Source organism: Streptomyces sp. NPDC037273 (genome assembly GCF_055603625.1).
This window is the reverse complement of record NZ_JBVJVO010000005.1, coordinates 337,796-349,139: the sequence shown is the minus strand read 5'-3', so window position 1 is coordinate 349,139 and position 11,344 is coordinate 337,796. Positions and strand designations below refer to the sequence as shown.

11 protein-coding genes are annotated in these 11,344 nt (G+C 71.1%); 5 read left to right on the top strand and 6 right to left on the bottom strand.

Features of this window, described 5'->3' with window-relative positions; all coding sequences use genetic code 11:
- Positions 1-138 precede the first annotated feature (138 nt).
- Together ACZ7G1_RS16480 and ACZ7G1_RS16475 are read right to left on the bottom strand one after the other, a co-directional pair.
- The gene (locus ACZ7G1_RS16480; protein ID WP_470881764.1) at positions 139-399 is read right to left on the bottom strand and encodes a GlsB/YeaQ/YmgE family stress response membrane protein; all 261 of its coding nucleotides are present in this window, start codon (positions 397-399) and stop codon (positions 139-141) included.
- Positions 400-495: 96 nt separating this feature from the next.
- On the bottom strand, positions 496-666 hold the full coding sequence (locus tag ACZ7G1_RS16475) for a hypothetical protein (protein ID WP_470881765.1): 171 nt from the start codon (positions 664-666) through the stop codon (positions 496-498).
- 445 nt (positions 667-1,111) lie between these two features.
- Between ACZ7G1_RS16475 and ACZ7G1_RS16470 the strand changes: the two genes are divergently transcribed.
- The 3 genes from ACZ7G1_RS16470 (at position 1,112) to ACZ7G1_RS16460 (ending at position 4,481) form a co-directional block, all read left to right on the top strand.
- Complete coding sequence (locus tag ACZ7G1_RS16470) at positions 1,112-2,251, top strand: YihY/virulence factor BrkB family protein (RefSeq protein WP_470881766.1); 1,140 nt, start codon at positions 1,112-1,114, stop codon at positions 2,249-2,251.
- Positions 2,241-3,236 carry a glutathione S-transferase family protein gene (locus ACZ7G1_RS16465; protein ID WP_470881767.1) on the top strand — a complete coding sequence of 332 codons (996 nt, stop codon included), beginning with the start codon at positions 2,241-2,243 and terminating at the stop codon, positions 3,234-3,236. Before ACZ7G1_RS16470 ends, ACZ7G1_RS16465 begins: the two co-directional genes overlap by 11 nt.
- 102 nt (positions 3,237-3,338) lie before the next feature.
- Positions 3,339-4,481, top strand: coding sequence for a mechanosensitive ion channel family protein (locus ACZ7G1_RS16460; RefSeq protein WP_470881768.1), 1,143 nt, complete (start codon positions 3,339-3,341; stop codon positions 4,479-4,481).
- Between the two features lie 49 nt (positions 4,482-4,530).
- On the opposite strand, the gene ACZ7G1_RS16455 is transcribed toward ACZ7G1_RS16460, so the two are convergent.
- The 4 genes from ACZ7G1_RS16455 to ACZ7G1_RS16440 all read right to left on the bottom strand — a co-directional run bounded on the left by ACZ7G1_RS16455 (position 4,531) and on the right by ACZ7G1_RS16440 (position 9,225).
- Positions 4,531-6,051: a catalase gene (locus ACZ7G1_RS16455; protein WP_470881769.1), complete on the bottom strand. Its 1,521-nt coding sequence runs from the start codon at positions 6,049-6,051 to the stop codon at positions 4,531-4,533.
- Positions 6,052-6,573: 522 nt separating this feature from the next.
- Positions 6,574-7,011 carry a VOC family protein gene (locus ACZ7G1_RS16450; protein WP_470881770.1) on the bottom strand — a complete coding sequence of 146 codons (438 nt, stop codon included), beginning with the start codon at positions 7,009-7,011 and terminating at the stop codon, positions 6,574-6,576.
- Between the two features lie 256 nt (positions 7,012-7,267).
- Positions 7,268-8,431: an FUSC family protein gene (locus ACZ7G1_RS16445; RefSeq protein ID WP_470881771.1), complete on the bottom strand. Its 1,164-nt coding sequence runs from the start codon at positions 8,429-8,431 to the stop codon at positions 7,268-7,270.
- A 494-nt stretch (positions 8,432-8,925) separates the two neighbouring features.
- Positions 8,926-9,225, bottom strand: a complete 300-nt coding sequence (locus ACZ7G1_RS16440) for a YkvA family protein (RefSeq protein WP_470881772.1) — start codon at positions 9,223-9,225, stop codon at positions 8,926-8,928.
- 156 nt (positions 9,226-9,381) lie between these two features.
- On the opposite strand from ACZ7G1_RS16440, the gene ACZ7G1_RS16435 reads away from it, so the two are divergent.
- Both ACZ7G1_RS16435 and ACZ7G1_RS16430 read left to right on the top strand, forming a co-directional pair.
- Positions 9,382-10,089 carry a DUF4230 domain-containing protein gene (locus ACZ7G1_RS16435; protein WP_470881773.1) on the top strand — a complete coding sequence of 236 codons (708 nt, stop codon included), beginning with the start codon at positions 9,382-9,384 and terminating at the stop codon, positions 10,087-10,089.
- A gap of 263 nt (positions 10,090-10,352) precedes the next feature.
- The gene (locus ACZ7G1_RS16430; protein WP_470881774.1) at positions 10,353-11,306 is read left to right on the top strand and encodes an aldo/keto reductase; all 954 of its coding nucleotides are present in this window, start codon (positions 10,353-10,355) and stop codon (positions 11,304-11,306) included.
- The last annotated feature ends 38 nt before the right edge of the window (positions 11,307-11,344 follow it).

Here is an 11,344-nt window from a genome sequence, read left to right as displayed (position 1 = left end):
CGTCCCCTCCTCCTCCCCCCCCCCCCCCCCCCCCCCCCTCCCCCCCCCCACCCCCCCCCCCCCCCCCCCCCCCCCCCCCCCCCCCCCCCCCCCCCCCCCCCCCAGGGCGGGCCGGACGCCAAGGGAGTGTTCCGCCCGTCACCTGTGGCGCGCGAAGAGACGGTAGACCGCGAGCAGGATGATCGACCCGATGATGGCGGCTATCCAGGTGGAGAGTTCGAAGAACCCGTCAATGGAGTCCACATCGAAGATGACCTTGCCGAGCCATCCGCCGAGCAGACCGCCGGCGATTCCGATGAGCGTGGTGACAATGATGCCGCCCGGGTCCTTCCCCGGCATAAGCATCTTGGCGATGATGCCCGCGAGAAACCCGAGGAGGATCCAAGCAAGTATTCCCATGATTCCTTCTTGTCCGGTGCGTGGATGATTGATCGCTGCGACCCATGCCGCTTTCCGACAGCCTTCGGGATGACGAACTCCGACTCGGCCGCCAGGTCAGGAGAACCTGTCCTTCGTCTTTTCCTTCAGGCTCCGGGCCTTTCCTCGCGCTTCGAGCGCTCCGCCCTTGGCCGCCAGTTTCTCCTTGCCCATCGTGTGCGCCGACTTCCTGATGGCCTTACCCCCCGTCTGCTCCATCTGGGCTTTGGCCTTCTGCCACGTGCTCATGTCCCGTCCTTTCACACGTCCTGGCTCCATGTCCGCCCTACACCCAGCGTCGGACAGGCCTCGGCGTCATTGCGTGCAGGCCCCGTCTCAGCGCCATCCGCGCTCCCCACACCATCAGCCGAATCGCCCACTTCGTGAACCGCGCGAAGGTCCGGCACATGAGCGCCTTGGGCGTCCACCGAAGGAGCATCCCTTTCCTGCCCCAACGGAACCCGTGCCGCCCCACGCCGATATTCACGGAGCACCTCCTGCCGGGAATGCCGAGCCCGAAGAGCCGTTCGCTGTGGGCTTCCACAGCTATCTGCACGTCTTCGCCATAAATGCGATTTCAAACATCGAGAGGGGCCCTGATCCGCGGCCGGCCTGGGGGCCAGTGGGCGGGGTCGAGGGAGGTCAGGGGCCGCGGGAGGGCGTGGTCCGGGCCTGCGCGGGTATCCGCCCGTGCATGGCCGAACGGGAAGTTCCTCAGGAAGACCGTGCGGTGCCCGCCGCGCCCGCCCCCTCCGCCCGTACGGCGCCGAGACCGCGGGACGTCGGCCCCGGGCCCGAGGTCGAGCGGCGTGCGCCCGACTCGCCGACTGAGCTGCCCCGGCACTCCTGGCTCGCGATCCTCCGGAGGTCGGCGCGGGAGTTCGTATCCGACGAGCTGACGGACCGGGCCGCCGCCCTCACGTACTACGGCCTGCTGGCCCTCTTCCCGGGGCTGCTCGTGCTCGTCTCGCTGCTGGGCGTCAGCGGCCGGTCGACGGTGGACAGGGTCCTGGACAGCCTTGGCGAGCTCACGCCGGGCCCGGCCCGCGACGTGCTCGGCCGGGCCGTGGAGAACCTGCAAGGGGCGCCCGGTGCGGGAGCCGTCATGGCGACGGTCGGCGTGGTGCTCGCCCTGTGGTCGGCCTCCGGCTACGTGGGGGCGTTCATGCGCGCCGCCAACCGCGTCTACGACGTCCCCGAGGGCCGCCCGCTCTGGAAGGTGCTGCCCATCCGCCTGGGGCTGACCACGCTGCTGGTGCTCATGGCCGCGGCGAGCGCGCTGATCGTCGTGCTCACCGGCGAGGTGGCGCGCCGCGCGGGCGACGTGCTGGGCGTCGGCGACTCCGCGCTGACGGTGTGGTCGATCGCCAAGTGGCCGGTTCTGGTCGTGCTCGTGACGATGATCCTCGCGCTCTTGTACTGGGCGAGTCCGAACGTCGAGAGCAGGGGCTGGCGGTGGATCACCCCGGGCAGCGCCCTCGCCCTGCTGATCTGGCTGGCCGCCTCCGCCGGGTTCGCCGTCTACGTGGCCGAGTTCGCCTCGTACAACAGGACCTACGGCACGATGGGCGGCGTCGTCGTCTTCCTGATCTGGCTGTGGATCAGCAACCTGGCCGTGCTCCTGGGCCTGGAATTCGACGCGGAGACCCTGCGTCAACGGGCGGTCGTCGGCGGCATGCCGCCGGACGAGGAGCCGTACGTCGAGCCGCGTGACACCAGCTCGTGGACCGATGAGGAGAAGGCGCGGGCGGTACGTGACGAGCGCGGGCCCGACGGCCCCGAGGGCGGCTTCCGCGCGAGGGGTGCAAGGAAGGCGCGGTCCCATGACCGGTGACGGCTCGTTCGAGCGCGACCGCACGTACATCACGACCCGGATCACGGCGGACGGCCGGTACGGCTTCCCGGTGGAGGCCGGGCGCTACCGCCTCGTCATCGCGCGGGCCTGCCCGTGGGCGAACCGGAGCGCGATCGTCCGACGCCTGATGGGACTGGAGGGCGTGCTTTCCCTGGGGATCGCCGGGCCCCTGCACGACGAGCGCAGTTGGTGCTTCCACCTGGACCCGGGCGGCCGGGACCCCGTCCTCGGCATCGAGACGCTACGGGAGGCGTACGTCCGCCGTGAACCGGACTATCCGAGCGGCATCACGGTGCCCGCGATCGTCGACGTCCCCACCGGCCGGGTGGTGACCAACGACTTCGAGCGGATCACGCTCGACCTGGGCAGCGAGTGGGCGGCCCACCAGCGGGACGGAGCGCCGGACCTCTATCCGGAGGGGTGGCGCGACGAGATCGACGACGTGGCCGACAAGGTGTACCGGGACGTCAACGACGGTGTCTACCAGTGCGGTTTCGCCACCGGCCAGCGGGCGTACGACGTGGCGTACCAGCGCCTGTGGGCACGGCTGGACTGGCTGGAGGAGCGGCTCGCCCGCCGGCGCTATCTGGTCGGCGACACCCTCACCGAGGCCGACGTCCGCCTCTTCCCGACCCTGGTGCGCTTCGACGCCGTCTACCACGGCCACTTCAAGTGCAACCGGCAGAAACTGACCGAACTCCCGGCACTGTGGGCCTACGCGCGGGACCTGTTCCAGACGCCCGGCTTCGGCGACACGATCGACTTCGCGCAGATCAAGGCGCACTACTACGTCGTCCATCACGACATCAACCCGACCGGGGTCGTCCCCCGGGGCCCGGACACCCGCGGCTGGCTCTCGCCGCACGGGCGGGAACAGCTCGGCGGCCGCCCGTTCGGCGACGGGACCCCGCCTCCACCACCGCCGCCGCCCGAGCGCGTGCCGCGGGCGGGGCGGGCGGGCTGACCGCCGACCGGCGCCGCCGGACTCGTCCGGCGGATGTTTGGCGTGCTCGCCTGCGGTGAGGCGTACGGGACGAACCTGTTCGACTCATCGACTGGGGAGCACATGGAGAGCCTTATCCGACTGGCGATCTCCGTCGGCGGCTCGGCGCTGGCCGCCTTCGCCGTCTGCCGTGCGGCGGACCTGCTGGCACGGTTCGCCGACACGAGGCATCCGGAGACCCCGCTGTGGGGGCTGCTGCGCCGCTGCCGCACGCCGCTGTACGTCGTCGTGCTGGCCGCCCTGCTCAGATGGACCTACCCGACGGCGTCGCCCGGACGGGGACCGCTCGAAGAGCACGCGGGGGCGGTGAGCCGCGTCCTGCTGCTGTGCCTGATCGGCGGAGGCGCCTGGCTCGCGGTACGAACGGTCGCGGCCGTCGTCGAGTCCTCGTACGCGCGGTACGCCGGACGTTCACGCGACGCCGCCCGGCTGCGCCGGGTCCGTACCCAGGTCACCCTGATCATGCGGGTGGTGTCCGTGGCCGTCGGGGTGCTCGCCGCCGCCGCGGCCCTCGTCACCTTCCCCTCGTTCCGCACCCTCGGCACGTCCCTGCTCGCCTCGGCCGGCATCATCGGCATCGTGGCCGGTGTGGCGGCCCAGTCGACGCTGAGCAACCTCTTCGTCGGCTTCCAGATCGCCTTCGGCGACATGGTCCGGATCGGTGACACCGTCGTCGTGGACGGGGAGTGGGGTGTCGTGGAGGAGGTGACGCTCACCTTCCTCACGGTCCGGACCTGGGACGAGCGGCGCGTCACGCTCCCCGTCTCGTACTTCACCTCGCGGCCGTTCGAGAACTGGTCGCGCGGCGGCGCGGAGCTGACGGGGTCGGTGTTCGTCCACTGCGACCACTCGACACCGGTCGGGCTCGTCCGGGCGCACCTCCGGGAGTTCCTCACCACGTGCGACACCTGGGACGGGCGGGGCTGGGATCTCGCCGTCACCGACACCTCACCGACCGGCATCACGGTGCGGGCGATCGTGACCGCCAAGGACGCCGACGACCTGTGGACGACCCGTTGTGCCGTACGGGAGGAGCTCGTCGGCTGGCTCGCGCGGGAGCATCCGGGCGCCCTCCCCAAGGTCGTCACCGCTCCCGCGGCGGACGCCTTCGACCGGCCGTGGGAGAACGCCCGGGCGCCGCGGCAGCGACGTCCCCGTCAGCCCGGCCGGGAGCCCACCCGGCCGGGGGAGACGCCTTCGGACTGAAGGGACGTCCCCACGCCGGCCGGGGGCTCTGTCAGGCCTGTTCCCGTACTCAGGCCTTTTCCTGCATGGAGCGGCGGGCGGGGTTTCCCTGTTCGGCGGCCTTGGGGTCCTTCTCGTCGGCTTTGGCCCGTACGCCCTGGGCGATGCGTTCGCCGATGGCCTTGTCGATGTTCGTCCAGTAGGCGAAGGCACGCTCCAACACGGGCTCGGAGACGCCGTTGAGCAGGTGACCGACGACGTTGTCCACCAGACGGTCGCGGGCGGCGTCGTCCATCACCTCGCGCACGAGGGTGCCGGGCTGACCCCAGTCGTCGTCCTCCGGGTGGGAGACGTAGGCCGCCCGGGTGATCTCGCCGTCCGCCGCCCAGCTGGGCGGGGTCCCGTAGCGGTCGGTGTCGGCGGCCGGTCCACCCTTGGAGTTGGGTGCGTAGACCGGGTCGGCCGTCTTGCGGAAGGCCATCGCCCCGTCCTTCGAGTACGTGTGGACGTCGACGACGGGCGCGTTCACCGGGAGCTGCTGGTAGTTGGCGCCGATGCGGTGGCGGTGCGCGTCCGCGTACGAGAAGAGGCGGGCCAGCAGCATCCGGTCGGGGCTGGGGCCGATGCCGGGGACGAGGTTGTTCGGCTGGAAGGCGGCCTGCTCGATCTCGGCGTGGTTGTCGGTGGGGTTGCGGTCGAGCGTCATGCGGCCGACCGGGATGAGCGGGTAGTCCCCGTGCGGCCACACCTTGGTGAGGTCGAACGGGTTGAACCGGTAGGTCGCGGCGTCCTCGTACGGCATGACCTGCACGTGCAGCGTCCAGCTCGGGAACGCGCCGTCGCGGATGTGCTCGAACAGGTCCCGCGTGTGGTAGTCCGTGTCGACGGCCGCCATCTGGTCGGCCTCGTGCTGGGTGAAGAACTCGATGCCCTGGTCGGTCTTGAAGTGGTACTTCACCCAGAACCGCTCACCCGAGGCGTTGATCCACATGTACGTGTGCGAGGTGTAGCCGTTCATGTGGCGCCAGGTGCGCGGGATGCCCCGGTCGCCCATCAGCCAGGTGACCTGGTGGGCGGACTCCGGGGAGAGGGTCCAGAAGTCCCACTGCATGTCGTGGTCGCGCAGGTTGTTGTCCGCGCGGCGCTTCTGCGACCGGATGAAGTGCTGGAACTTCATCGGGTCCTTGACGAAGAAGACCGGCGTGTTGTTGCCGACCATGTCGTAGTTGCCTTCGCTGGTGTAGAACTTCACCGCGAAGCCGCGCGGGTCGCGCCAGGTGTCCGGGCTGCCCCGCTCGCCGGCCACCGTGGAGAAGCGGACGACCAGCTCGGTGCGGGCGCCCGGCTGGAACAGTGCCGCCTTGGTGTAGCCGCTGACGTCGTGGGTGACCTCGAAGTGGCCGAACGCGCCGCTGCCCTTGGCGTGCGGCTGGCGCTCAGGGATGCGCTCGCGGTTGAACTGCGCCATCTGCTCGATCAGATAGGCGTCCTGCATCAGGATCGGACCGCCCGCGCCCACGGTGAGCGAGTGTTCGTCGCTCTCCACAGGAGCGCCGGAATCGGTCGTGGTGAAGGGTCGGCTGTCGGTCATCGGTGGTGCTGCCTTTCCTCGTACTGCACGGTGGCGCGCTCCTCGGTCGGGGCCGGCCTCGTGAGCCCGGCGCGCAGGGCCGTTCTCCGTCGGTCGAGTGGCACGCCATCCGGGGTGTTCTCCGACACGGCCCTGCCTCAGTGGCCCCGTCCCGGTGTCGTATCGCCTCACCCGCCGCCGCCATGTCAAACGTCGCCCGGCACCCGACAGCGGGGCGGCGACCTCTCCGCCCCACGCACGCACATCCCAGCCTGAGCCCGGTCGGCCGAAGCCACCACCGGAGCGGTTTCCGTAACTCACCGGCGGGGCGGCGGGCACGGAGGCCGCTCCGACCGCGCCCCCCCGGCGGGACGATCCACATGCGGGGCGGGACGTACCGTGGGGCACGGAAACGTCGGGTACGGAAACGTCGGGTACGGAAACGTCGGGTACGGAAACGTCTTGCGCTACGCCGTGGCCCACACGGCATCTCCGACACGTCCAACCAGTTGTGGTGCCCCGCCGGGCCGGTCCTGCCGCCGGTCAGCCCTTCTTCAACTCTTCCGCGAGCATCACCAGGATGCCGCTGGGACCACGGACATACGTGAGCTTGTAGACGCCCTCGTAGGTCGCCACACCGCGCAGCGGACGGCATCCGTGCTTCGCGGCCGTCTCAAGGGCCTCGTCGATGTCGTCGACCGCGAAGGCGACGCGATGCATGCCGATCTCGTTGGGGCGGGTGGGCTCCGACTCGATCGCATCCGGGTGGATGTACTCGAAGAGCTCAAGGCGGCCGTGTCCGTCCGGCGTCTGGAGCATCGCGATGTTGGCGTGGTTGCCGTCGAGGCCGACGGCGGTGTCGGTCCACTCGCCACTGACCGTGTCACGGCCGAGGACCGTGAGGCCGAGGTCGGTGAAGAAGGAGATCGCCGCTTCGAGGTCACGAACAGCGATGCCGACGTTCTCGAGTCTGATGGCCATGCGTTTCATGCTAGCGAGCGGGGTGTCGACCGGTGAGGTGACGCGCGACGGTGACGTGCCCGGGGACGTGACCGCGAGCGTGACCGGGAGTGTGGCCGAAGCAGCGCGGCGGAATCAGCGCGGCCCGCCCGACGTGCCCCGGGCGTGCGAGCGCGGTCCGGTGAGCATCGAGGTTCCCCCGCTTCCGTCTTCGCCGCCGTCCGGGCCGTGACCTGACCGGCCCGAAGCCGCCCGGCCTGCGGTGAACGCCCGCGGATCAGTCCGCTCGTGACGCGCGGCCGGGCCTGGGCGAGAGGCGGCGCAGGCGGTCGCGGGTGTGGCGGTCGAGCTCCTCCATCAGGCGCCGGCCCCGATGGTCGGGGTCCATCTCGTCGAGTACACGGTCGATCTCGGCCAGCAGCGCCCCGTACAGCTGCCAACTGCCGGGGTCCCGCAGGGCGAGGGCGAGCAGCAGGTCCGCGGCGCTGTCCCGGCAGGCGCGGGCCGCGCGCAGTTCGCCGGCGAGCCGGGTCTCGGCCGCCTCCGCGTCCTCGCTGCCGGACGTCGTCACGAGGACCGCGTAACTCACGAACGCGTCGGCGGTGTGCTGCGCCGTCTCCTGCACGGCGAGCGCCGCCGGACCGGTCAGCAGCTCCTCACCGGCCCGCTGTTTGGCCAGGTCGGTGAGGGTGCGGGTGAGGACGCGGAGCACGACGGCACAGATCTCCAGCGTGTCGAGCCCCGTGCGCAGCACGATCCGGTGCAGCAGTCCTTCCCTGACACGCGGGTTGAAGCGCAGGCTGTCCTCGGCGGTGCGCAGGGCCGCGTCCACGTCGGCCACGTCGTTGTCGAGCCGCCGCGCCTCGTGCAGCCGGGCCGCCGCCCGCTCGACCGGCGGCGCCCCGGCGAACTCCTCCGCCACGTCGAGCAGCAGCCGGCGCATCCGCCGGGCCAGGTCCTCGATCGAGTCACCCGCCGTGTCCACCCAGACGGGAGCGGCGAGCACCAGGTTGAAGAGCATCCCGACGACGGCGCCGATCAGGGTCTCCAAGACCCGGTCCCAGGCGGTGTAGGCGACCTGGGTGACGCCGAGCACGAGCATCGCGCTGATCGCGACCTCGGGAACGAACTCCTCCACCTTGACGAGCCGCCCCACCACCAGCGACGCCAGGATGACCAGGGCGAGGCTCCACCAGGACAGTCCGACGAGCGCGCTGAAGGCGATCGCGATGAGCACACCGACGACGACGGAGTTGACCCGGCGCAGGCTCGTGGTGAGCGTCGAGTAGAGCGTGACCTGGACGACGAGCAGCGCGGTCAGCGGCGCGGTCAGCGGCGCCGGTTCGCTGCTCAGCCAGAGCGCGACGACGTACGACAGCGTCGCCGCCGCCGTCGACCGCACCGTCTGTACGACAAACGGGTCGCGGCGCAGCCGCTTCACCCGATCGGCGTACCCCCCAGGTTCGCTGAGCCGTGTCACCTACCACCTCGCTCCGCCCACGCCGTCCGGACCCTCCGAGCCTGCCATCCCGTCTTCCCGTCCGGGCCGTCGGCACACCGCGCCCGGACGATCGCATAGGCGCTTCGGCGTCCCGGCAGCACGCAGCGGACACGCCGCACATCACCCGGTGGTGACCCGACGATCCGACGGGTGCCAGGCCTCGGTGAGGCGGACGAGGTCGACGATCCTGCGGGCGGACACGGGGTCGACCTCGCCGGCGCGGCGCGACCGTGAGGCACGAGGGTCGGCATGGCCAGGAAGACCGACTCGCGCCGCTCGAACGTCTCGGCCGGGCCGAGCATCGGGTCGCAGGCCTGCCGCAGGTGGGGGCAGGCTCCGGGGCTGAGCTGGGCGCCCAGCTCGCCGCGGGCGAGCACCGTCACCGACAGGCAGGGCCGGGACGCGGCGATCTCGGTGGGCGGTCTCGGGTGCCGTCACGTGGCATCACCGTCGACCTCGCGGTCCGCCCCGCTCCGCGCGGCCGCCGTGTGCAGCGCCCGCAAGGCGATCAGGAGTACGCTGATGTCGTCCAGGTAGACGGGGTCCGGGATCAGGTCGACCGGTGAGAGCGTGTACACCACCGCCACCCAGAACAGGGCCTTGGACCGCAACGGCACACCGGCGTCCAGCAGCAGCCTGCGCGCCCTGAAGACGCGCACGAGCAGAACGGCCGCGCATCCCGCCGCCACGAGCAGGAGAACCACGGCCACGACGAGCAACAGGTCGCTGTCCATGCCGCTCTCCTACCCACGTGACGTCCGGGTCGTGTCGATCGACCTTGGGGGGAACCAACGGGGTACCGACGGGGAACCTTTCGTCTCGGAAGTCCCTCCAGCCCCGGAACGGACCTGACGGGGAGTGATCATCCGTCGGCGGGGCACCAGCGACACATGCGAGAAGACGCGGAAGGCAAGCCTCGGGAAAGCAGAACTCCTCTGGAAAGCGGAACGCCGAAGCATGGCAGAGCCCCGCGCAGGTGGCCCGTCGTCGCCGTGGTGCTCTTCCCGCTGTGCCTGCTCCTCTTCGTCCTGGGGCGGTTCGTCCACGTACCGGGCCTGTACGACGTGTTCGGCGTCGACACGAAGGACCGTTCCGGTCCGGCGGTGCTGAAGTCCATCCAGGACATGCACCGGTACGAGGGCGCCGCCGGCAACTACCAGGTCGTGGTCGACCTGGAGAAGGACGCCCGGCTGCTGCCCGACTCGATCCGTGGGACCCGCACGCTCTTCGTCGCGAGCGGCAGCGTGGCCGCGTACGTCGACTTCGGTGGCATCGGGCAGGGCAGCGTGACCGTCGACGAGAAACGCACCACCGCCACCCTCCGGCTGCCGCACGCACGGCTCGCCGAGCCCGCCGTGGACCCCAAGCGGTCCTACACCGTCTCCAAGCAGCGCGGCCTGGTCGACCGGCTCGGCGACCTGTTCTCCGACAACCCGGCCGACGAGCGCGCCGTCCACATCCTCGCCGCCGACCGCATCGGGGCCGCGGCCCAGGAGAGCGACCTCACCCTGCGGGCCGAGAAGAACACCACGTCGATGCTCCAAGGCCTGCTCAGGGGCCTGGGATTCGAGCAGGTCACCGTCACGTACGCGCCGTAGCCGCACGTTCTCCTGGGCGTGCCGTTCGGCCTGCTACTGCCGGTCGTGTCTACGTGCTCGTGGGCCACCTGGGCAGGGCCGTGCCTCCACGGCGCCGCGGCCGATGGTGGTCGCGCCGCCGTGCCTGAACGACGGGCGGCGGTGGGCCCGTCCACGCCTGACGGGGGGTGGGCCCATGCCCGTTCGTTGGGCGGGCAGGTGGGCCCGTACCCGCTGCACACCGTCCTGGGCATCGGGGCGAGTGCGTATGCGAAGGTGGCCCGGTGACCCTTCCCGAGAAGACCGACGACCGCCTCCTCCTCGGCTGCATGGGACTGGGAGGAGGCTGGGACGCGGAGCGCTACACGGCCGCCGACATCGATGCGGCGGAGGCCGCCGTCGAGGCGGCGCTGGACAGCGGCATCACCGCGTTCGACCATGCCGACATCTACCGGCGCGGAAAGTCGGAAGCCGTCTTCGGCGAGGTGCTGGCCCGTTCGGCGGGACTCCGTGAGCGGATCACGCTGCAGACCAAGTGCGGCATCAGGCTGGCCGACGGGGACCGGCCCGGCCTCTATGACCTGCGGGGCTCCTCCGTCGTCCGCAGGGTCGAGGAGAGCCTGGAGCGGCTGCGCACCGACGTCCTCGACGTCCTCCTGCTGCACCGCCCCGACCCGCTGGCCGACCCCGCCGCCATCGGCGATGCCCTGACCTCGCTCCACCGGCAGGGGCTCGTCCGCCGATTCGGCGTCTCGAACATGAACGCCGCGCAGATCGCCCGGCTCCAGGCCCACATGGACCTGCCGCTCGTGGCCAACCAGCTGGAGATGAGCCTGCACCGGCGCGCCTGGCTGGAGGACGGCGTCCTCGTCAACACCCCGGAGTCCGCGGCCAACGGGTTCCCCGCCGGTACCGTCGAGCACTGCCTCACCCACGACATCGAGCTCCAGGCGTGGGGAGCGCTGGCCCAGGGGCGCTACACCGGGGCGCGGGGGACCCGGCAGGAGTCGGCCACCGCCGCGTTGGTGACTTCGCTCGCCGAGGCCAAGGGCACCACGCCGGAGACGATCGTGCTGTGGTGGCTGCGGCGCCATCCGGCCCGGATCGTCCCCGTGATCGGGACGTCGAACCCGGCGCGCATCCGTGCCTGCCGGGGTGCCGCGACGGCCGGACCCGACCTGAGCCACGACGAGTGGTACGCCTTGTGGATCTCTGCTCGGGGCGCCGCTCTGCCATAGCCGCGTCATGTGCCGCGGGGCCACCCCGCTCCGTGCGG